This is a genomic window from Gordonia sp. PDNC005 (assembly GCF_016919385.1).
GTDB lineage: Bacteria > Actinomycetota > Actinomycetes > Mycobacteriales > Mycobacteriaceae > Gordonia.
In genome coordinates this window covers 1,519,076-1,539,480 of sequence record NZ_CP070351.1, presented here as the reverse complement: position 1 = coordinate 1,539,480, position 20,405 = coordinate 1,519,076, and the positions used below count along the sequence as shown (strand labels likewise).

The following is a 20,405-nucleotide window of genomic DNA, read 5'->3' as shown; positions in this document are numbered from 1 at the left end:
GGTCAGAGTTCTTCGATGTCGATGATGTCGTCCTGAATGGCACGGGCGACGAGTGCGGCCTTGGTCGATGCGGGGCGTCCGATCTCGGCGTACTTCGCGCGGATGCGCGTGAGGTGCGTGTTCACAGTGCCGAGAGAGATGTGCAGTTCCTGACCGCATGCCGGCTTCGAGTCGACCATCAGCCACGTGCGGAGCACCTCGACCTCGCGGTCGGTCAGGGTCGGGCGGGGCAGTTCCGGCGCGGCGGGCTCGACGATCGGAGCGAGAGCCTGCATGCGGCGGACAGCCGCCGTCTCCACGTACACCGGACGGCCCGGCAGCGGCATCACCCGTGCGCTGAGGCGGGCGAGGGCTTCGCGGCGACGCTGCTCGGCAGACGCCGAGCGGGCGGGTGCGGAGACGGAGCTGAATGAGGTCGCGGTGCGGGCGGTCTGACGTGCGGGTGCGGTGCGGATCGCGGCGACGGTCATGGTGTGGTCCCTTTCCTCGGTGCCGGTGACGAGCAGTCCGACCGGCTGTTGAGAAGAACGTTAAAGCGGGATCCATCCGAACGCGATGGGGAGAACTACCCATGGTGTAACCGCAGGTCAAACATCATTTTCCGACGGCTCCCCACCTCGGCGCCCACGGCGCGGGGAGGATCTACCGCCCGGCGAGGTTGCGCGCGTGCTCGGCGTCGAGCATCGGGAGATCCTCACGGGCGACCAGCCCGGTGGACAGGGCGTACTCGACGAGGCGCAGACGACGGTTGGACGCCAGCCGACCTCCTCCGGCGCGCATCCCGGCGACTCCGATGAGGTCGAGCTTGTCGCACACGTTGTCGAGCTTGCGATTGAACTTGGTCAACGACCACCCCAACCGCGCGGCGGCCTGTGCGGAACTGGGCAGTGCGCTTGCGCCCGTCCCGTCGCGGCGCAGGATCGCTTCGGCCAGCACCAAGACCGCCAACTTCTGGCTCTCGGTGAAGTTCGGGACTCCGCGGGTGGTGTCCCCGCTGCCGGGAGCGGTCGCGGGCGGCGGCACCACGGCGGGTGCACCCGCCTGGACCTGCACCTCATAGGTCGTCGGGCCCGCACTGAACACGATGCTCGTGCGTCCGAAGACGAGCGGCATCCGCGCGCCCGGGCCGAGGGTCGCCGTGAAGCCGAGGTCGGCCGCGGTGACAGTCGCCGTCAGGTGAGTGCCGAGATTGGTGAGCCACCACATGCCGTTCTCGTCGTGCAGCAGCAGGAACCGACGATGCAGGTACGGGTTGTCGTCGACGGTGAGCGTCGCCTCCCGGCCGATGTAGAACGGTTGGCTCGGCACAACAGGGAAACGTTCGCCGCAGAACTCGACGAACGTCGCGTTGTCGCCCCCTGACCCCACCGTCATCGACTCCAGTTCGTCACTGCGTGACGGTCACCGCGACGACCGTGACGTTGTCGTGCGCACCGCGCTCGAGGGCGGCTTCGACGAGCGATGCGGCAGCCGACTCCACATCGCCGTCCGCTGCGGTGATGATCGACGAGATCTCGGAGTCGTCGAGTTCCCCGTCAAGACCGTCCGAGCACATGAGGACGATGTCGCCGGGCACTGCGGAGAACGCGAAGTAGTCGGCGAGCGGTTCGGCCATCCCCGCCCCGAGCGCACGGGTGATGACGTTGCGGCGGGAGTCGACACGTGCCTGCTCCGGCGTGAGGTAGCCGGCGGTGACAAGTTCCTGGACCTGTGAGTGATCAACGCTGACCTGGGTGAGCGCCGACTGGGAGTACAAGTAGGTACGCGAATCGCCGATGTTGAAGGCGACCCAGGCCGGACCGTCCTCACCGAGGGCGAGGACCACGCCCGTGGCGGTGGTCCCGGCGCGGCGGCCGGTGTCCGATCCGAACTCTCCGATCTTCTCCTGTGCCTGGACGAGAAGCTCCGCGACGGCAGTGCGGGTGACATCGAAAGTCTCGCCGACCGGTGCCTCGTTGAGGGTGAGGAGCGCAGCTTCGCTGGCGAGCTCACCACTGTCGTGGCCGCCCATGCCGTCGGCCACCAGATAGCGTCCGGGCTGAGCGAGAGCGGCGTCCTCGTTCGCCTCGCGCACTCGGCCGACGTGGCACACTACGGCCCAGTCGATCGTCAGATCGCCGACCGTGTCCTGCCCGGTCTGCGCCTCGTCACGCAAGATGACGGAGTCGTCCATGCTCACCTCTCTCCAGGACCTCGCACTACCGAGATCTGCGGAACGTCGGCCGCACGGGCCGACAACTGCACCGACCTACCTGTGCACGTCCTTAACAGGATAGTCGAGACAGTGCCGGTGTCATTCGATGACACCGCGGGAAACGGCACCGGCAGGCACTCGCCGGACCGAAGCCGTCACCTGTTGTACGTGTTGCCCGATCCAGGAGCCGGCGCATCCGCTCCGCCCTCCCAACTGAGCGCGTTGCCCTCGCCCCGGACTGCGAGTCTCGCGATCGGACCGGCCACCACGACGGTCGAACCGTCACCGGCGATGGTCAGATCGTCGATCTTGTCCGTGTTGAGGATTGCGGCGTCTCCGTCGAGCGTGACGGTGCCGAGCGTTCGATTGGTCACGTGGAGGTGTTCACCGCTCGCGCGCAGTGTTCCGATGTGATCGACATTGAGGCCGGCCGCGGTGCCCGAGACAGTCGCACTCCCCCACTCGACGCCGAGGAGGGTGACGTCTGAGCCTTTGACGACGACCGACCCCGCGGTCTCGATATTGCCCGACACCTTGTCGCCGGTGACGGTGATCGAGCCGCAGTCGCCGGTGATGATCGGAGACGCACCCGAGGTACCGATCGTCACGGACTCCCGTGCCTCGCACACCCCGCCGGCGGAGAGGTCCCGGAGTGATCCGGCCCCGGCGGGGAGTCTGCCGTCCGGGTCCGACGGCGAATCGGTCGACGCGCACCCGACGAGTGCGAGCGTCGCCACCGTCAGGACGCCGAATGCGGAGGTGATTCTCAATCCGTTCATATCGACATCAGATCACGTCGCGCTAGGCACGGCACGATAACAGCAACGACGGGTCGCGCCTTCGCCGTCACGCACCCGTCGACGTCAGATCTGGCCAACCCTGTTGTCGGCCACGGTGATCACGCGGAGCGGATTGGTGCCGGTCAAGCGTCGCTCAAGCGTCCACGAGTGGACCTCGTGAGCCACCCACAGCTGCAAGTGACCGATGCGGGCTACCGGCGCGGGCGCCCGCCCACGGGAAACATGAGCATTCCACTCGCGCACGTTGACGCCGGCGTGATCGGCGCACGCGCCTGCGACCCACAGTTCGTCACCCGAGTCGGTGTCGACGATGATCGGATTCACCGCCACCTGCTTTCAGCGAGCCGATCGGCAACAAAGCCGGTACCGGATGGACGTCTGCATATGCGCATGATGACGGAGTCTCTGTGGGAAAGGTTGTCAGTTGGTCGAGTGTCATCTGTTCAATCGACTGATTCAAGGTAGACGTTACTGGTCGAAACCCCACGATGAAAGAATTCAGACACGCCGCGCCAGGCCTGCGGAACAGTCCCGCCTCGAGATGTGATCGACGTCCTATATTTCTAATTGAAACATCTAGGCGATTGATGTCGATTGAACAGATGACAACAGTCCAGTCGATCGTCGAGGAGACCCGTCGTCGTGGCGCCACCCGAGCCCGCCTTTCCCGCCAGAACCGGCTGCGGCCGGTGAACCCCATAATCGTCGACGCCGACACGGGGGACGAGCTGTGGACCGCTGGAGCGTGCGCCGACCACCTCGGGGTCACGGTCCGCCAGTGGGAAACCCACGTCACCCGGGGACCAGCACCGAAAGCAGTCGGACAGATCGGTCGACTGCGCTTGTGGCAGGCCCAGGAAGTCCACTCGTGGGCGGTCCGCCGCAAGCGTACGAACACGGCGCTCCGCGCCGTGGAGCCAACCCGGATCGAACACAGACGCGCTCACTAACGAGCCCGACGAGTCCTGCGCCGGGCAGACGCCATGATCGTTCGGTGTCTACGGCCGTGGTATGGCATGCCCGAGCTCCCCCAAAGGCTGTTTCGATCGGGCACTAGCCTTCGCGGCAAAGCCGAAACGAGGCATCAAACGACAAACGAGGCATGCATGCACGCCTCGTTTGTCGCCGAATACCTCGTTCGGTGGTCCGGCCCCGCGGCGGAGGCCGGACTCGCGATCACCAGCCGCGCTCGGCGAGGCGGTGCGGCTCCGGGATCTCGTCAACGTTGATGCCGACCATGGCCTCACCGAGACCACGCGAGACGTTGGCGAGCACATCGGGGTCGTCGTGGAAGGTGGTCGCCTTCACGATCGCGGCGGCGCGCTCGGCCGGGTTGCCCGACTTGAAGATGCCCGAACCGACGAACACGCCTTCGGCGCCGAGCTGCATCATCATCGCGGCGTCGGCGGGAGTGGCGATGCCGCCCGCCGTGAACAGGGTGACCGGAAGCTTGCCGGCCTTGGCGACCTCGACGACCAGGTCGTACGGCGCCTGCAGCTCCTTCGCGGCGACGTACAGCTCGTCTTCGGGCAGCGACGTCAGGCGACGGATCTCCTGGCGGATCTGGCGCATGTGAGTGGTGGCGTTCGAGACGTCACCGGTGCCGGCCTCACCCTTCGAACGAATCATCGCAGCGCCCTCGTTGATGCGGCGGAGCGCCTCACCGAGGTTGGTGGCACCACACACGAACGGGACGGTGAACGCGAACTTGTCGATGTGATTCGTGTAGTCCGCGGGCGTCAGGACCTCCGACTCGTCGATGTAGTCGACGCCGAGGCTCTGCAGGATCTGCGCCTCGACGAAGTGACCGATGCGCGCCTTCGCCATGACAGGAATCGAGACGGCCTCGATGATGCCGTCGATCATGTCCGGGTCGCTCATGCGCGACACGCCGCCCTGTGCGCGGATGTCGGCGGGGACCCGCTCGAGTGCCATGACGGCGACGGCGCCTGCGTCTTCGGCGATCTTCGCCTGCTCCGGCGTCACCACGTCCATGATCACGCCGCCCTTCAGCATCTCGGCCATGCCGCGCTTGACGCGTGCGGTACCGGTTGCCGGGGCGTTCTGAGGATCGGTGGTCACTTCGGTGCTCCTGAATGTCAGATGTGAAAGGACCACAACAGTAAACCCGATCAGGGGTGATGTGCTCTACGCCGGGTCGGTGACCCTGGCGACGCCCTCGGCGATCTCGAAGTAGGCGGGCATCGGGCCGCGACCGCCGAGCCCGAGCCAACGGACCATCCGACGGCCACGAAGAGCCCTCGTGTCGCGCACCGCGTCGTTGTAGAAGCGGCGTGCCATCGTGACTCGAGTCTGAGCGTCCGACAGCTCACCTACCAGCGACGACGCCTCGCCGGACAGACTGGTGAGCGCAAGTGCGGCCGACAATCGATTCTCCGCGGACTCGCGTTCGACGGGGTCGGATCCGTCCGCGATGTCGACCGCGGCTCCAAGTGTGGAGGTATCTGCGCCGCCGGACGAGGCGATACGGCGGGCCACGCCGACCCGCCGATCGAGCGCGGCGATCAGCGCGCCACGAGCCAGTGTGACGCGTTCGGAGAGCAGCCTGAGCCGCGTCGCCCGCGTCGAACTCAGCACGGCGAACCAGATGACACAGAGCGCCACGACGACTCCGACAGTCGAACCAGCCCACACGATGATCGAAGCGACCATTACTCCCCGCTCAATCAGAGACGACGACGGGACCCGCACCGTGGGTCACCGTGTCGTACACACGTTGGATCTGGTCTGCCACCTTCGACCAGTCGTACTGCTCGGCACGCAGATGACCGCGCGCCACGTAGCCTGCGCGGAGATCGTCGTCGCCGAGAAGATCATTGATCTGCGTGGCGAGCGCCGTCGGGGAGCCGGTCGTCACGAGACAGCCCGCATCCCCGTGGTCGAGGACCCTGGCGAATGCGACCAGATCACTCGCGACGACCGCCGCGCCCGCCGCCATCGCCTCGACGAGCACGATGCCGAAACTCTCGCCGCCGAGGTTGGGCGCCACGTACACGTCCGCGCTGCGCAACGCGCGCGCCTTCGTCTCGTCGTCGACCATTCCGAGGAAGGTCAGGTGCTTCGCGAGGTCTCCCGCCCGTTTGACGAGCGCACGCTCGTTTCCGCCGCCGACCACAAGCACGGTGACGTCGGGGAACTCGTCGACGATGGTCGGCAGTGCGCGCATCAGAATGTCGATGCCCTTGCGCGGTTCGTCGTACCGTCCGAGGAACATGACGGTCCGACCGGGGCGCGGATAGCCTTCAAGAGGTTCGACTCGGCGGAAAGAGCCGACGTCGACCCCGTTGGGGATCTCCACCGCATCGTTGCCGAGCGATTCCATCTGCCAACGCCGCGCCAGTTCCGAGACTGCGATCTTGCCGCGAATCCGTTCGCGGAACTGTCGGAGGACCGAGTCGAACACCGACAGCCACATCGACTTGGTGGTGGCCGTGTGGAACGTCGTGACGATTGGGCCGGTCGCGACCATCAACGACAGCATCGACAGACTCGGCGCGTTCGGCTCGTGCAGATGCAGAACGTCGAACTCGTTGGTGTCGATCCACCGCCGCAGGACGTGGAACATCTTGGGTGAGAACGACACCCGGGACACCGAGCCGTTGTACGGGATTCCGAGCGCGGGACCGGCGGAGTCGACGTACGGCGGCAACTCCACATCGGGACCCGCCGGAGCCAGGACACGCACCTCGTGCCCCCGTCCGATGAACACCTCTGCGAGCTCGACGACATGCGCCTGGACGCCGCCCGGCACGTCGAACGAGTACGGGCAGATCATGCCGATCTTCACCGGTTCGGATCCAGACCGAGCCGTTCGCGTCGTGCCTCAGACCAGTCGGCCTCCCACAGCGGCTGCAGCATGTGCCAGTCGGCGGGCGCCGTCGCGATGTCCCGGGTGAATGCGTCGGCCAGTCGCTGTGCGGTCGGCGCGATCCCGCCTTCCGTACTGATGACGGTGCCGCACCGCAGACGCGACGTTGTCGGCCCGGTGTAACTGTGGTGCACGGCGAGCAGCGTCGCGCCGGTCTCGATGGCGAGCTTCGCCGACCCGGCCGGGATGCGGGTGCGTTCACCGAACAGAGTGACCGGCACACCGTGCGAGGTGAGATCGCGGTCGGCCATCAGGCACACCACTCCCCCGGCACGCAGACGATCGGCCAGGATCGGGAACGGCGGCTGCTCGCCGCCGGTCAGCGGGAACACCTCGAATCCGAGCGATTCGCGGTACTCGACGAACTGGTCGAACAACGACTCCGGCTCAAGCCGCTCGGCGACAGTGGAGAACTGACCGAAGTGGTCGACGAGCCACACACCGGCGACGTCCCAGTTCCCCGAATGCGGCAGCGCCATCACGACACCGCGCCCGGTGCCGAGGACCTCGTCGAGCACGGTCCGATCGTGGTCGGACATCTCCACGCTCGCCACGATGTCGGCGGGGTCCGTCGTCGGCAGCCGGAACGCTTCCCGCCAGTACCTGGCGTACGACCGCATCGACTCCTCGACGAGAGAGTCGGGCACCTTGTCGGGTGTTGTCCCGATGACCCTGGCGAGGTTCTTCCGCAGCTGCTCCGGCCCGCCGTTCCGCTTGCCCGCGAGGGTGCCGACGGCGTCGAACGCGGTGCGCGCCACAGTCTCGGGCGCGTACTTCACCGCGGCCCAGCCTGCCCGGTAACCCAGATCGGCGACTCTCGAGCTCAATCCGCCCAGCACGCGCTCACACCTCGTCCGTGGCGTCGGCAGCCGGTGCGGCGGACGGAATGAGGTCGCGGGCGCCGGGCGAACAGTAGATGGACCACATACGCTGTCCTACGGTGATCACGCTCAGGACTGCGAGCACCCACATCGCGATGTGAATCGACCACGACCACTGCAGGCCCGGGAACTGGGTCAGACCGGCGCCGACGAGGACGATGATCAGACGGTCAGGGCGTTCGATGAGGCCGCCGTCTCCGTTGAGACCCGCAGCTTCCGCACGTGCCTTCGCGTACGAGATCACCTGCGAGGTGACCAGGCAGATCAGTGTCGCGATCAGCAGCAGCCGGTGCGGTTCGTCGAATGCCGCCCACCACGCGAGTCCGCCGAAGATCGCACCGTCGGCGATCCTGTCGCACGTGGCGTCGAGCACAGACCCGAATCTGGTGCCTCCGCCGCGCGCACGCGCCATCGCACCGTCGAGCATGTCGAACATGACAAACGCCCAGGTGACGAGTGCACCCGCGAATAGGTGGCCCTGCGAGAAGAGCGCGATGGACGCCCCGACGGTCACCACGGTCCCGGCGATCGTCATGATGTCCGGCGTCAATCCGGTCTTGATGAGCGCCCGGCCGATCGGCAGCGTCACCTTCGACACCGACGCGCGGCCCAGAATGCTAAGCACTGGCAGGTCCCCCGAGTTCGATCCACTTGGTCGCCAACAGGTCGCGGGTGTCTGCCAGCAGTTGCGGCATCACCTTGGTGTCGCCGACGACGGTGATGAAATTGGCGTCACCCGACCAACGCGGGACGACGTGCTGATGCAAGTGCTCCGACAGCGATCCGCCCGCAGCGGAACCGAGGTTCAGGCCCACGTTGAAGGCGTCGGGGCTCGACACGGCCTTGATCGTGCGGATCACGTGCTGTGTGAACGCCATAAGCTCCCGTGACTCGTCCACGGTCAGCTCTTCGAGGTCGGCCACCTGGCGGTACGGGACGACCATCGTGTGTCCGGGGTTGTACGGGTACAGGTTGAGCACCGCGTACACGGTCTCCCCGCGTGCGATGATCAAGCCGTCCTCGTCGGTCATCCGCGGGATGTCCAGGAACGGGTGGCCGGACAGCTCACCACCGTCGGAGGCGACCTTGGGCGCCGCCGCGGTGATGTAGCTCATCCGATGCGGGGTCCACAGACGTTCCAGTCCCCCGCGCATCCCGCCGGTGCCTGGATCGCGATCCGCCGAAGTCATCGACGCTTCCGGACCAGTTCGAGAAGTGCGGTCATCGACTCCGCGGTCGGCGAGTCGTTGCGACGCGACTCCTCCCACTCGTCGATGGCGACCACGGCATCGTCGACCGCGACACCGTTGACCTGGGTGCCGTCCCGGAAGCGGAAGCTGACAGCTCCCGCTTCGACGTCCCGCTCGCCTGCGAGCAGCATGAACGGCACCTTGGCGGTGGTGTGGTTGCGGATCTTCTTCTGCATCCGGTCGTCGGACAGGTCGACCTCGGCGCGCACGCGACGCGACTTGAGGCGATTGACCACACCCTGCAGGTGCGGCGCGAACGCCTCAGCGACCGGAATGCCCATCACCTGGACCGGCGACAACCACACCGGGAACGCTCCCGCGTAATGCTCGGTGAGCACACCGAAGAATCGTTCGATGGAGCCGAACAGGGCACGGTGGATCATCACCGGGCGCTTCTTGGTGCCGTCGGACGCCGTGTACTCGAGGTCGAAACGGTCGGGCAGATTGAAATCGAGCTGAATCGTCGACATCTGCCACGTTCGACCGAGCGCGTCCTTCGCCTGCACCGAGATCTTCGGACCGTAGAACGCCGCACCCTCCGGGTCCGGAACGAGCTCGAGACCCGACGCCTCACCGACCTGGCGGAGCGTCTCGGTGGCCTCCTCCCACACCTCGTCGGAACCGACGAACTTCACCGGATCCTTGGTGGACAGTTCGAGGTAGAAGTCGTCGAGCCCGTAGTCCTTGAGGAGTTGCAGCACGAAGTTGAGGGTCGTGGTGAGTTCCTCGACGATCTGCTCCTGCGTGCAGAAGATGTGAGCGTCGTCCTGCGTGAAGCCGCGGGCACGGGTCAGGCCGTGCACCACGCCGGACTTCTCGTAGCGATACACCGAACCGAACTCGAACAGGCGCAGCGGCAGTTCGCGGTACGAACGGCCACGCGACGCGTAGATCAGGTTGTGCATCGGGCAGTTCATCGGCTTGACGTAGTAGTCCTGGCCGGGCTTGCGGACCGTTCCGTCCTCGTTGTACTCCGCGTCGAGCTGCATGGGCGGGAACATGCCCTCGGCATACCAGTCGAGGTGACCGGACACCTCGAACAGGTTGCTCTTCGTGACGTGCGGGGTGTTGACGAACTCGTACCCGGCGGCCGCGTGCTGCTCGCGGGAGTAGTCCTCCATCTCCCTGCGGATGATGCCGCCCTTGGGATGGAACACCGGAAGACCCGATCCGAGTTCGTCGGGGAAGCTGAACAGGTCGAGCTCGCTGCCGAGACGACGGTGATCACGCTTCTCGGCTTCGGCGAGACGATCCAGGTACAGGTCCATCGCCTCGGTCGACTCCCACGCGGTGCCGTACACGCGCTGCAGGTCGGCCAGGCTCTGGTCGCCGCGCCAGTACGCGGCGGAGCTGCGGGTCAGGGTGAACGCCGCGATGTACTTCGTGGTCGGCACGTGTGGGCCACGGCACAGATCACCCCACACCTTTTCTCCGGTGCGCGGGTTGAGGTTGTCGTATGCGGTCAGTTCGCCGCCGCCGACCTCCATGACCTCGGCATCGTCCGCGGCGCCCTTGTCGTCGATCAGCTCGAGCTTGAACGGCTCGTTCGCCAGTTCGGCACGCGCGGCGTCCTTGGACTCGTACACACGACGGGAGAACTTCTGACCCGACTTGATGATCTTCTTCATCTGCTTCTCGAGGGCCTTGAGATCCTCGGGAGTGAACGGGTCGTCCACTTGGAAGTCGTAGTAGAAGCCGTCGGTGACCGGCGGGCCGATCCCGAGGTTCGCCTTCGGGTTGAGCTCCTGCACCGCCTGCGCCAGAACATGTGCGCACGAATGGCGGATCACCGCGCGACCGTCCTCGGAGTCGGCCGTGACCGGCTCGACGAGGGTGTCGACGTCGGGCGCCCACGACAGGTCACGAAGCGTGCCGTCGGCCTCGCGGACGACGACGACGGCCTTCGGGCCCTTGTTCGGGAGTTCGGACCCCTCGGGGAGATCGGCGTCTCGCATCGCCGCGCCCGCAGTAGTGCCTGCCGGGACCCGAACGGTTTCAGGCAGGCGAATCTCTTCGACTGCACTCGAAACAGGTCTTGCGGCGGACGCGACATTGTCGGACACGGGGTGACTCCTCGATTCTCAGCTGGGCAGCGCGTCGTCCGATTCGACGAGGCGCTGCGCTGATCGTATCGGTTCCACGCGGCGCGTCCACCACAGCGTGACCGCTATCGTGCCCAACAACACGATCAAGTAGGCCCCGCTTCCGATCAGCTGGAACGGCACCTGCCACGCGGGGCCGTCCACCGAGCCGAATCCGCGGAACGAACCGAATGCCATCCCGTGGAACACCTTGCCCGGGCGGCCGGGTACCGGAAGCGGCATCGCCTGCCAGTAGGTGAAGGTCAAGGTCACGATCGACGCGGGAGCGAGCCACCACAACCATGTGCGGGGATCGGCTCTGCGGGTCTGTTCGTACGCATGGACGAAAGCTATGAGGAGCAGCGGCAGGATCCACACCCAGTGGTGCCCCCACGAGAACGGTGACACGGCGCAGGACGCCATGCCCGTGATCGCCACTGCAAGTAGTCGGCCGCCGGCCTGATACGCACAGTATGCGGCCCACAGGGACAGCAGTCCGACGACGAGACCCACCGGAATCCACAACCACGTCGGCGGATGCGCGAGGTCCATCGTGCCGAGGCGGGCGAAGAAGCCGTTGAACGACTGGTTCGCGGGAGCCGCCATGGACCCGATGCGTTTGGTGTCGGAGATGTCTCCGGTCCAGAAGTCGATCGCCTCCCGACCGAGGACCGCGATGCCGATGACCACGGTGGCCAGAAACACCGTCACCGCGACGATTGCGGCGCGGAACTGGCGCACGCTGACCAGGTGGGCGACGAAGAACAACGGCGTCAGCTTGATACCTGCGGCCAATCCCACTCCGAGACCCTGCAGCCGATGATTGCGCAACGCGAGGTCGGCGACCACAAAAAGGGCGAGAACCAGGTTGATCTGGCCGTTCCAGAGTGTTGTGTGGACCGGTTCGAGGCACGTCGCGAAGACAGCGATCAGCACGGTGAAGACGACGAGCTTCGCATCGAACCGGAACCGGAGCGCACGTAGCGACAGGCCGATGAGAAGCAGCAGGCTGATGACGCTGCCGACGTTCCACACGAACTTCGCCGTGTGGATCGGCAGACCCGCGAGCGGAACCATGACCAGAGCCGCAAACGGCGGGTACGTGAACTCCCAGACTTCGTAGACCGGCTTTGCGTACAGGGGCAGCCCGTCCCACACGGCGATCGCTCCACCGCGGTACACCCGGGTGTCGATGCCCATGTTGAACAACCCGTAGACCGGATCCGTGAACGGCACCACCCATATGTGCCAACACACGACCAGGGCAGCACCGGCAGCGGCGATCGCAAGCATGATGGTGGTCACCGAACGTGTCGGCGCGGGTCTGGTCACTCGGAGATGATACGTCCGACCTCCGCGGATGCCGGTGCACGACGCGTGCCGTGCGCCAAACCCACCGGTCCACCCACGCCCTGATCGGCGGCCGTGCAATATGGGCGTGTGACAGGCGAGCAGGCCGAGCAGCGGCGGACGTGGGCGATCGTCTCGCTCGCCGTCCAAGCCATCGCGAGTCGCAAAGCTCTGACCGTGGGAGTTCTGATCGCGCAGTTGGTCGCGATGGCTGCGGGACTCGCACAGCCTGCGTTCAATGCGCGGATCGTCGATGCCGGTGTGATCGCAGGCGACGTCGACTATGTGCAGCGTATGGGCGCGATGATGATCGGCGTCGTGCTGATCGGACTGGTCGCCTCGATGGCCGCAGTCGCGTGCGGGTCGGCGATCGCCGCGGGAGTCTCTGCAGACCTGCGGCTGGCTGTGTACCGCCGGGCGGGCGAACTGTCGACCGCCGCCTACCACGAGCTCGGAACCGCATCGATGCTCACGCGGACCTCCGCCGACACAGGGGTCGTCGGCCGGACGGTCTTCGCGTTCACCAGCGTCGCGATGTCCGCACCGATCGTGACCGTCGGCGCCGTGATCCTGTCACTGCGTCAATCGGTGCAACTCGCGCCGGTCATCGTCGTGACGGCGATTCTGCTCGGAGTGGTCGTCGGACTGTACGTGGCCCGCGTGACGCCATTGGCCGGTCGATTACAGCGCGCGGTGGACGCAGTGAACCGCGTGCTCCGCGAGCAGCTGACCGGGACTCGCATCCTGCGGACATTCCGCCGGGAACGGACCGCCTCCGACCGGTTCGGAATCGCGAACACCGAGCTGACCTCTCTCGCGCGGCGCGTCGGAGCGCTGCAGGTCCTGCTGCTGCCGTCGGTGCTGCTGATCGCCAACATCGCGGTGGTGGCCACCAACGTCATCGGAGCCGATCTCATCGAATCCGACGATCTCACCATCGGTGGGCTCACCGCGTTCACCGGATACCTGATGCAGATCGTGAGCGGCGTCTCGCTGTTCGTCGCGCTGGCAGCAGTGCTCCCCCGGGCCGAGGCGAGCGCGATACGCCTCCGCGAGGTGCTCGACGAGGATGTCCCCGATCCAGGCCCGACAGGCATCGCTGATCGACCGCTCGGTGTCCTGGCGCTCGACTTCCGCTCGGTCGATGTGCGGTACGACGGCGCCGACCAGCTCACTCTCGACGCCGTGACCCTGCGATGTGTCCCCGGCGGAGTCACGGCGGTGATCGGCGGAACGTCGAGTGGCAAGTCGACACTTCTGTCCCTCGTGCCACGGCTTCTCGACGCCTCCGGCGGCGAGGTGATCCTCGGCGACCGCCCCGTCGGAGCCTGGCCGGTGGCCGCGGTGCGATCAGAAGTCGCCTACGTCGGCCAGCGTCACGCGCTGATCGCGGGGACCGTCGCCTCCAATCTGCGGCTGGCCTACGACGACGCGCCGGACGACCTCGTGTGGAAAGCACTGCGGGTGACCAAGATGGCCGACACCGTCACCGACCGCGGCGGCCTCGACACTGCGGTCTCCCAGGGCGGATCGAACTTCTCCGGGGGCCAGCGGCAACGACTCGCGATTGCCCGGGCACTTCTCCACAGGCCCCGAGTACTTGTGCTCGACGACGCGTTCTCCGCGATGGATCGCTCCACTGCGGCGGAGGTGTTCGCGTCGGTCCGGGCTCATCTGCCGCGCACCACATTCCTCATCGCGGCTCAACAGATCCACTCGGTGCGGAACGCCGACCTGATCGCGGTCCTCGAACTCGGACGGCTCGTCGACCAGGGTTTGCACCCCGAACTGTTGGAACGGTGCGGCGTGTATCGCGAGATCGCTGACGCACAGACATCGGCGCGTGCGCGATGAAGATACTCCGGGCACTCGGCGAGGTCCGTCGATTCCTCGGCGCGGGCCGCAGCCTCACCTGGGCGCTTGTCCTCGCGGTCGTGTCCGCTCTGTTGACGGTGGCGGTCCCCTGGCTCCTGGCTCAGGTCACCAACATCATCTTCGCCGGTGCTCTCGGCGCCAACCTGGACGCGGGCGCGACCCATGACCAGGTGGTTGCCGCTCTCCGGAAGGCGGGCGACGACCGTCAGGCCAACATCGTCTCGGCGATCGGCGCCACGCCCGGAGTCGGGATCGACTGGTCGCTGCTGTGGACGTACACGGTCGTAACGCTTGGCGCCTTCGCCCTGGCTGCGGGCGCTCGCATCGGCGGCGGCCTGATCCTCAACGCCGCAGTCCAGCGGGCGATCCGGAACCTGCGGCAACGAGTCGAGAGCAAACTCCACCGTCTGCCGGTCACCGCCCTCGAAGGAGGACGGCGCGGCGAAGTTCTCAACGCCGTCACGGTCGACGTCGACAATGTCGCGACCCTCATCGGTCCGGTGTTCGTCCAACTCCCCGTCGTGTTGTTGACGATCGTCGGCGTGTCCGCGGCACTGATCTGGGTATCTGGGTTCTTCGCGATGATCGCTTTCCTGACGGTCCCGATCTCGGCGGTCGCGGTCGCGTTGATCCTGCGGTTCGCACGTCCCCACGTGAAGCGGCAGTGGGCGGCGCAGTCGTCGTTGACCGCGCACGCGGAGGACGTGTACGCAGCCCGTGACATGCTCTCCGCGTACGACGCTCACCGCGCGACGGAACGTCAATTCACCGCGGTCAACACTGAACTGGCCCACGCGACACGGACAGGTCAGACGTGGAGTGGCGCACTCGGGCCGGTCCTGACGTTGTGCAACGCGCTGGCGTTTGTCACCGTCGCTGTGCTCGGCGCGTTCAAGATGCTCGACGGCGCAGTGACGCTCGGTGTCCTCCAGGCCGTCGTCCTGTACACGCAGCAACTGTCCAGTGCGTTGTCCGAGCTGACCGGAACGCTGCCGACTCTGCAGTCCGGGCTGGTGTCGGTCGGTCGCGTCCGCGAGTTCCTCGCGCGGAGAGAAGAGACGGCACCCGCGGTCGACGACGATCCGGTGGCCGCACGCCACGGCCGACACCGGACACCTCCGCGGATCATGTTCGAAGACGTCTCGTTCGCCTACACCGACGGCCCACCAGTCCTGAACGGTGTTGATCTGGTCGTCGAACCAGGGACGACGACGGCGCTGGTCGGCGCGACAGGATCAGGCAAGACGACACTCACCGCGCTCTTGCAGCGATTCGCCGACCCCACTCGAGGGCGGATCACCGTCGACGGGACGGACATCGTCGACCTGACTCGATCGGAGGTCCGGTCGTTAATGGCCGTGGTGACGCAGGATCCCTGGCTTTTCACCGGCACCGCCGGCGAGAACATCGATCTCGGTGCAGCGCACGGTGTCGACATGGCCGACCCCACCGTCCACACCCTGTTGGCCGCGTTGCCGAGCGGCGCCTCGACCGAGGTGTCGGGTGACGTCGAGACGCTCAGCGCGGGCGAGAAGCAGCTCGTCACCGTGGCGCGAGCACTGGCCGCACAGCCGGACATCCTCATCCTTGACGAGGCGACCAGCGCCGCCGATCCCCGATCGGAACTTCTGATCCAACGTGGCCTCGAATCGCTTCGGCACCGTACGACCACGCTCATCGTCACGCATCGGATGTCGACGCTCGCAGTCGCGGACGAGGTGGCCGTCCTCGCGGAGGGCCGCATCGTCGAACGGGGAACGGCAAACGATCTTCTGGCTGCCGGTGGCGAGTTCGCGCGCATCTACGCCGAATGAGTTCGTGCCGGACGAACGGCACGAATCGGCCGGTCGTCACTCGTTCCAGCCAGGGCTCGAGCGGGTTCATCGCGAATTTCATCCGTTTGGACTACAACCACTCGTTGGCCAATCCTTGCAGGTCAGAGGACTTTTCCACAGCTCCCCAACCTAGGGCCGATCGAGGCGCACAACACAGTCGCAATACAAACGTGATCTGTCCCACTTTTGTGTGACCATGGGCACACCGGCAGCGTTCGCCCAGACCGCGCCCGGCCACTCCGCCCGAACGAAAGCAGGGATTCTCATGGCAAACATCGACCTCAGCGGCCTCACTCACCTCATCGAGATCGGCTCTTTCACCGGCTCGTCGACTGGCATCGGTTCAACCGGCAACGGCCAAAACGGCGGCGACGGCGCCAATAACAACGGACCCACCTTCGGCTCCTGACGAATCGGGTTACCCTTCGTCCAGCCTCGACAATCAGTTTCGGCCCCGCCGGCGTCATCGCCGACGGGGCCGGTTTCACAACAGGAGCCGCACAACCGTGAAGATCTCCCTCCGCACAGCCTTCACAGCGATCATTGCCGCAGCCCTTCTCGCAACCGGAGCCGTCACCACTCCGGCCACAGCTGCCCCGAAAGCCGGCATCGTCTCGACATACAAATACACGTCGCAGGTGTCCGACATCGTCGTGCACTCGCCGTCGATGAACCGCGACATTCCGATGACGGTGCTGTCCCCGAAGAACAAGTCCAAGCCCGCCGGCGTCCTCTACCTTCTCAACGGAGCAGGCGGCGGCGAGGATGCGGCCAATTGGCTCAACAAGTCGGACGTCGTGAAGTTCTTCGCCCGCAAGAACGTTTACGTGGTGATCCCGAACAAGGGCGCGTTCTCGTACTACACCGACTGGATCAAGCCTGATCCCGTGCTCGGCGTCAACAAGTGGTCCACGTTCCTCGGCAAGGAGCTGCCAGGCGTCATCAATTCGGCGTACTCGACCAACGGTAAGAACGCGATAGCGGGCATCTCGTCGTCCGCGACGTCCGTTCTGAATCTCGCGATCGCCCACAAGGGTCTCTACAAGGCGGTATCCGCGTACAGCGGGTGTGCGAGCACGTCGTCGGAGATGGGCAAGCTGTACATCCGGCTGGTCGTCGAGTCCCGCGGCGGCGGAGACGTGAAGAACATGTGGGGCCCGCTGCGTGGACCAGGTTGGCTCAAGAACGACCCGATCGTGCATGCGGCCGGCTTGCGCGGTCTGTCGATCTACCTGAGCGCCGCGACCGGCCTGCCCGGCAAGTACGACACCACTCGTTACGTGCCTACGCCTGCCGTCCTCGCCGACCAGATCGCGCTCGGCGGCGGTATCGAGGCCGCAACGCGGATCTGCACCGAGGACCTCGCGGCCAAGCTCGCGTCGCTGCGGATTCCGGCGACCGTCGACCGCCCGGCGACCGGCACGCACTCGTGGAAGTACTGGCAGGACCAGTTGCACAAGTCGTGGCCGCAGATGGCCCGGAAGATCGGCGCGTGAGCGTTGACGCCGATGTGACGATCCGCCCATTGGTCGACGACGAGCTTTCCGCCGCCGTCGACCTGGTCGGAGCGATGCTCCCCGAGATCCCGCTGTACAGCTGGATTCTCGGGGAGTATCTCGGTGAGCCTGCCATGGTCGACTGGCTGGCATCGGTGTTCATCGGACCGCATGTCGCACGCGGCCGCGTGGAGGGCGCTTTCGACTCCGACGGCGCGCTCCTCGGGATCGTCGCCTGGTCGGCGCCCGACGGGCCTCCGCCAGAGCTCCCCGCGTCAGTGGTCGCGTCATCGACCGCCCTCCTGCCGCGTCGCCAGGACATCGTGGAGAGACTCAAGATGCTCGCCGAAGCGACTGCCCAACACCAGATCCCGGGTGACCACGTGTTGATCGTGCTCGGCGTCGTCGCCCCGACTGCGCGCCGGACCGGCATTCCGGCCGCACTGGGTCAGGCACCCCGCGCCGCCGCACAGGCTGCCGGAATGGACCTGCTGATGACAACCAGCGATCTAGCCCTGGGAAACGCACACGAGCGGACCCACGGCGCGGTGTTCCAGTCGAGTTACCCGGTGGGCGAATGCACGGTCTACCAGTACCTGGCACCCGCCTGACGGCACAGATTCGACTGTGCCCGCCGATTCAACCGAGCGGACGACACCAGCCCCAAAGTCGCAGGTTGTGGCACACGTCACACCGAAGGCCGCGGGGCTGTTTTCGTGAAGGTCGGATTCGCAACAGCCTGCCGACAACCGTCGCGTCATCCGAACTGTGCCATCGGTCACATTCCCGCCTCCAGTCCGGCACTCTTGGAGACGTCGAGTTGAGCACTACACAGCGCTCCACACGACAGCGTCCCTCCCACTTAGCGTTAGGAAACACCATGGCAGAACTGCCCACCCAGATCATCGGCCAGCTCCTCGGCATGCTCGGCGGAGGCTCGTCCGAGGGCAGCTCGCTTCCCGGCAGCAGCGAGTAGCCCGACCTCCCGCTGACATAGAGGCCCCGCCCGAATCCACGGATTCGGGCGGGGTTTCGTCGTTGCCTCCCGATACTTCAGCGAGCGCGTGAGCTGTGATTCTGAGCATCAGACGCCAGCTCGCTCATTTCGCTCGATAGCGCACTTACGAGACCATCGGAGTGAATGGGCGTCATACCTGCGGAGTCCGCTGCTCTGTTCGCATACGCGACTCATCGGAATGGTCAGGACAGCGCGTGGTTCAGCACCCAACCGACAGCGCCCGCAACGAGCCCCGCTGCAATGTTCATGGCGGCGGCAAGGAGAAAGCCCATTCCACCCGTGATTCGAGTGTCGGACGCCGACGTCGGCGCATCGACCTCAGAAGACGACCTGCCGACGTGTTTGGAACCCGCCGCGCGACGCCACGGCGGCTCAGGCTCAACGAGGAGATAGATGAGTACTCCGATCTGGCCCGCGAGGAGCATCCAGAACCAGGCCCATCGATTCGCCCATCGAGGAGTCGACGAGATCATCACCAGAAACGTCACGATGCAGATCAGGCCGAGCAGGCTGACCACCCAGCCTGGTGCGCGGGACGGCCAACTGATGAGCTTCGGGGCGCCGAGCGCCACCTCGACGTCGATCCCCTCGTTGGACATGCGCTGTTTGAACTCGGCGACCTCTACCGGGGCGGCGCTCACGGCGCCCTTCTTCCACTGGAACGGGCCTGTTGACCACGTGACGGTCGAGATCAGCACGGCCGATGACTCTTGCCTATCGATGAGCACAGTGTCGACGGCCCCTCGGTGCACGTCGCGAGCGAACTGATCGTGATCTACCGCCTTCGGCTGACATGCCGCCGCAGCAGACGCGAAGCCTGCGATGACAACCAGCAGAGCGACCCAGCGCGCCACAAAAAATGCCGTACGCAACCCCACCCCCTCCCCTGGATGCAGAAAGACCCGCAGTCGCCTGCGGGTCTTACTGTTGTGGTCCCGGCTGGGATCGAACCAGCGACCTTCCCGGTGTGAACGGGACGCTCTTCCACTGAGCCACGGGACCAGATATTGCGTTGTCATGTGTTCCGCGTTGCAGCGGTTCGCACGAGGAATGAGATTACACACTCACGCCGAGCGACGCCAACTCACCCCCGAGCCAGGCCCCATCCCCCTGTGGGTGGCCCCTCGTTCACGCGTCATGCACACAACAATGATGCGTCACCTGCGAAAACACATCCATGTAAGACGCTGACCTCGCGATTTGTCATCAAGGCACGAGACCTATAGTGTTCATGTCGCTGGTGAGCGGCGCCCAAAAGGCAGGCTCGCCGGTACATGCGGATGTGGCGCAGCTGGTAGCGCATCACCTTGCCAAGGTGAGGGTCGCGAGTTCGAATCTCGTCATCCGCTCGGAACAAGAGCTTGTCTCTTGCGTTGGTGGCGTGGCCGAGTGGTGAGGCAACGGCCTGCAAAGCCGTGCACACGGGTTCGATTCCCGTCGCCACCTCCATGCCCGACAACTTCACACAGTCCCGCGCGATTAGCTCAGTGGGAGAGCGCTTCCCTGACACGGAAGAGGTCACAAGTTCAATCCTTGTATCGCGCACCAGATGAATAGCCCCTGTCGACAGGGGTTATTTCATTGGCCAGGATTTCTGGCACACGCGGATGTGGCGCAGCTGGTAGCGCATCACCTTGCCAAGGTGAGGGTCGCGAGTTCGAATCTCGTCATCCGCTCAGATACGAAGCCCCGGTCGCTCACGCGACCGGGGCTTTGTCGTTTTCACACCTGCGGTA

General features: G+C 65.7%; 20 protein-coding genes and 5 tRNA genes. 10 read left to right on the top strand and 15 right to left on the bottom strand.

The window, feature by feature from the left end:
• Nucleotides 1–2: 2 nt before the first annotated feature.
• The 5 genes from JVX90_RS07340 to JVX90_RS07320 form a co-directional block, all read right to left on the bottom strand.
• Nucleotides 3–470, bottom strand: coding sequence for a LuxR C-terminal-related transcriptional regulator (locus JVX90_RS07340; RefSeq protein ID WP_205331713.1), 468 nt, complete (start codon nucleotides 468–470; stop codon nucleotides 3–5).
• A gap of 172 nt (nucleotides 471–642) precedes the next feature.
• Nucleotides 643–1,374: a hypothetical protein gene (locus tag JVX90_RS07335; RefSeq protein WP_205331712.1), complete on the bottom strand. Its 732-nt coding sequence runs from the start codon at nucleotides 1,372–1,374 to the stop codon at nucleotides 643–645.
• Nucleotides 1,375–1,387: 13 nt separating this feature from the next.
• On the bottom strand, nucleotides 1,388–2,173 hold the full coding sequence (locus tag JVX90_RS07330) for a protein phosphatase 2C domain-containing protein (RefSeq protein WP_205331711.1): 786 nt from the start codon (nucleotides 2,171–2,173) through the stop codon (nucleotides 1,388–1,390).
• A 176-nt stretch (nucleotides 2,174–2,349) separates the two neighbouring features.
• Nucleotides 2,350–2,973 (bottom strand): hypothetical protein, encoded by a 624-nt coding sequence (locus JVX90_RS07325; RefSeq protein ID WP_205331710.1) that lies wholly within the window; start codon nucleotides 2,971–2,973, stop codon nucleotides 2,350–2,352.
• A gap of 84 nt (nucleotides 2,974–3,057) precedes the next feature.
• Nucleotides 3,058–3,318 (bottom strand): hypothetical protein, encoded by a 261-nt coding sequence (locus JVX90_RS07320; RefSeq protein WP_205331709.1) that lies wholly within the window; start codon nucleotides 3,316–3,318, stop codon nucleotides 3,058–3,060.
• Between the two features lie 278 nt (nucleotides 3,319–3,596).
• Between JVX90_RS07320 and JVX90_RS07315 the strand changes: the two genes are divergently transcribed.
• On the top strand, nucleotides 3,597–3,944 hold the full coding sequence (locus JVX90_RS07315; RefSeq protein ID WP_205331708.1) for a hypothetical protein: 348 nt from the start codon (nucleotides 3,597–3,599) through the stop codon (nucleotides 3,942–3,944).
• Nucleotides 3,945–4,170: 226 nt separating this feature from the next.
• Here the strand turns inward: JVX90_RS07315 and pdxS are convergent, their stop codons facing one another.
• From pdxS to JVX90_RS07275, 8 genes are all read right to left on the bottom strand, one after another.
• On the bottom strand, nucleotides 4,171–5,076 hold the full coding sequence (gene pdxS, locus JVX90_RS07310; RefSeq protein WP_008378058.1) for a pyridoxal 5'-phosphate synthase lyase subunit PdxS: 906 nt from the start codon (nucleotides 5,074–5,076) through the stop codon (nucleotides 4,171–4,173).
• 66 nt (nucleotides 5,077–5,142) lie between these two features.
• The gene (locus JVX90_RS07305; RefSeq protein WP_205331707.1) at nucleotides 5,143–5,667 is read right to left on the bottom strand and encodes an NUDIX hydrolase; all 525 of its coding nucleotides are present in this window, start codon (nucleotides 5,665–5,667) and stop codon (nucleotides 5,143–5,145) included.
• Nucleotides 5,668–5,677: 10 nt separating this feature from the next.
• Entirely contained in the window at nucleotides 5,678–6,802 is a 1,125-nt protein-coding gene (locus JVX90_RS07300) for a glycosyltransferase family 4 protein (RefSeq protein WP_205331706.1), read from the bottom strand.
• On the bottom strand, nucleotides 6,799–7,719 hold the full coding sequence (locus tag JVX90_RS07295) for a phosphatidylinositol mannoside acyltransferase (protein WP_205332319.1): 921 nt from the start codon (nucleotides 7,717–7,719) through the stop codon (nucleotides 6,799–6,801). The genes JVX90_RS07300 and JVX90_RS07295 overlap by 4 nt, the downstream gene beginning before the upstream one ends.
• A gap of 7 nt (nucleotides 7,720–7,726) precedes the next feature.
• Nucleotides 7,727–8,389, bottom strand: coding sequence for a phosphatidylinositol phosphate synthase (gene pgsA / locus JVX90_RS07290; protein ID WP_205331705.1), 663 nt, complete (start codon nucleotides 8,387–8,389; stop codon nucleotides 7,727–7,729).
• Nucleotides 8,382–8,954, bottom strand: coding sequence for an HIT domain-containing protein (locus JVX90_RS07285; protein WP_240194090.1), 573 nt, complete (start codon nucleotides 8,952–8,954; stop codon nucleotides 8,382–8,384). Before JVX90_RS07285 ends, pgsA begins: the two co-directional genes overlap by 8 nt.
• Nucleotides 8,951–10,969, bottom strand: coding sequence for a threonine--tRNA ligase (thrS, locus tag JVX90_RS07280; RefSeq protein ID WP_240194153.1), 2,019 nt, complete (start codon nucleotides 10,967–10,969; stop codon nucleotides 8,951–8,953). Before thrS ends, JVX90_RS07285 begins: the two co-directional genes overlap by 4 nt.
• Before the next feature lie 126 nt (nucleotides 10,970–11,095).
• A complete protein-coding gene (locus tag JVX90_RS07275; protein WP_240194089.1) occupies nucleotides 11,096–12,427 on the bottom strand; it encodes a glycosyltransferase 87 family protein in 1,332 nt (443 codons plus the stop codon).
• A 108-nt stretch (nucleotides 12,428–12,535) separates the two neighbouring features.
• Between JVX90_RS07275 and JVX90_RS07270 the strand changes: the two genes are divergently transcribed.
• The 5 genes from JVX90_RS07270 (at nucleotide 12,536) to JVX90_RS07250 (ending at nucleotide 18,262) form a co-directional block, all read left to right on the top strand.
• A complete protein-coding gene (locus JVX90_RS07270) occupies nucleotides 12,536–14,299 on the top strand; it encodes an ABC transporter ATP-binding protein (protein WP_205331703.1) in 1,764 nt (587 codons plus the stop codon).
• A complete protein-coding gene (locus JVX90_RS07265) occupies nucleotides 14,296–16,134 on the top strand; it encodes an ABC transporter ATP-binding protein (protein ID WP_205331702.1) in 1,839 nt (612 codons plus the stop codon). The genes JVX90_RS07270 and JVX90_RS07265 overlap by 4 nt, the downstream gene beginning before the upstream one ends.
• A gap of 217 nt (nucleotides 16,135–16,351) precedes the next feature.
• Nucleotides 16,352–16,564 (top strand): hypothetical protein, encoded by a 213-nt coding sequence (locus JVX90_RS07260; RefSeq protein WP_205331701.1) that lies wholly within the window; start codon nucleotides 16,352–16,354, stop codon nucleotides 16,562–16,564.
• Nucleotides 16,565–16,661: 97 nt separating this feature from the next.
• A complete protein-coding gene (locus JVX90_RS07255; RefSeq protein ID WP_240194088.1) occupies nucleotides 16,662–17,651 on the top strand; it encodes an alpha/beta hydrolase family protein in 990 nt (329 codons plus the stop codon).
• Nucleotides 17,648–18,262 (top strand): hypothetical protein, encoded by a 615-nt coding sequence (locus JVX90_RS07250; RefSeq protein ID WP_205331700.1) that lies wholly within the window; start codon nucleotides 17,648–17,650, stop codon nucleotides 18,260–18,262. Before JVX90_RS07255 ends, JVX90_RS07250 begins: the two co-directional genes overlap by 4 nt.
• A gap of 589 nt (nucleotides 18,263–18,851) precedes the next feature.
• Here the strand turns inward: JVX90_RS07250 and JVX90_RS07245 are convergent.
• Both JVX90_RS07245 and JVX90_RS07240 read right to left on the bottom strand, forming a co-directional pair.
• Complete coding sequence (locus JVX90_RS07245) at nucleotides 18,852–19,523, bottom strand: hypothetical protein (RefSeq protein WP_205331699.1); 672 nt, start codon at nucleotides 19,521–19,523, stop codon at nucleotides 18,852–18,854.
• 76 nt (nucleotides 19,524–19,599) lie between these two features.
• A tRNA-Val gene (locus JVX90_RS07240) sits at nucleotides 19,600–19,671 on the bottom strand.
• Between the two features lie 274 nt (nucleotides 19,672–19,945).
• Between JVX90_RS07240 and JVX90_RS07235 the strand changes: the two genes are divergently transcribed.
• The 4 genes from JVX90_RS07235 (at nucleotide 19,946) to JVX90_RS07220 (ending at nucleotide 20,345) form a co-directional block, all read left to right on the top strand.
• Nucleotides 19,946–20,018, top strand: a tRNA-Gly gene (locus JVX90_RS07235).
• A 26-nt stretch (nucleotides 20,019–20,044) separates the two neighbouring features.
• Nucleotides 20,045–20,118: transfer RNA gene (locus JVX90_RS07230), tRNA-Cys, on the top strand.
• 24 nt (nucleotides 20,119–20,142) lie between these two features.
• Nucleotides 20,143–20,217, top strand: a tRNA-Val gene (locus JVX90_RS07225).
• A 55-nt stretch (nucleotides 20,218–20,272) separates the two neighbouring features.
• Nucleotides 20,273–20,345, top strand: a tRNA-Gly gene (locus JVX90_RS07220).
• Nucleotides 20,346–20,405: the final 60 nt, after the last annotated feature.

Excerpts from the sequence above, each read along its gene's own strand:
- JVX90_RS07340 (WP_205331713.1), bottom strand. The coding sequence starts at position 470 with ATGACCGTCGCCGCGATCCGCACCGCACCCGCACGTCAGACCGCCCGC.
- JVX90_RS07335 (WP_205331712.1), bottom strand. The coding sequence starts at position 1,374 with ATGACGGTGGGGTCAGGGGGCGACAACGCGACGTTCGTCGAGTTCTGC.
- JVX90_RS07330 (WP_205331711.1), bottom strand. The coding sequence starts at position 2,173 with ATGGACGACTCCGTCATCTTGCGTGACGAGGCGCAGACCGGGCAGGAC.
- JVX90_RS07325 (WP_205331710.1), bottom strand. The coding sequence starts at position 2,973 with ATGAACGGATTGAGAATCACCTCCGCATTCGGCGTCCTGACGGTGGCG.
- JVX90_RS07315 (WP_205331708.1), top strand. The coding sequence starts at position 3,597 with ATGACAACAGTCCAGTCGATCGTCGAGGAGACCCGTCGTCGTGGCGCC.
- JVX90_RS07305 (WP_205331707.1), bottom strand. The coding sequence starts at position 5,667 with ATGGTCGCTTCGATCATCGTGTGGGCTGGTTCGACTGTCGGAGTCGTC.
- JVX90_RS07285 (WP_240194090.1), bottom strand. The coding sequence starts at position 8,954 with ATGACTTCGGCGGATCGCGATCCAGGCACCGGCGGGATGCGCGGGGGA.
- thrS (WP_240194153.1), bottom strand. The coding sequence starts at position 10,969 with ATGCGAGACGCCGATCTCCCCGAGGGGTCCGAACTCCCGAACAAGGGC.
- JVX90_RS07265 (WP_205331702.1), top strand. The coding sequence starts at position 14,296 with ATGAAGATACTCCGGGCACTCGGCGAGGTCCGTCGATTCCTCGGCGCG.
- JVX90_RS07260 (WP_205331701.1), top strand. The coding sequence starts at position 16,352 with ATGGGCACACCGGCAGCGTTCGCCCAGACCGCGCCCGGCCACTCCGCC.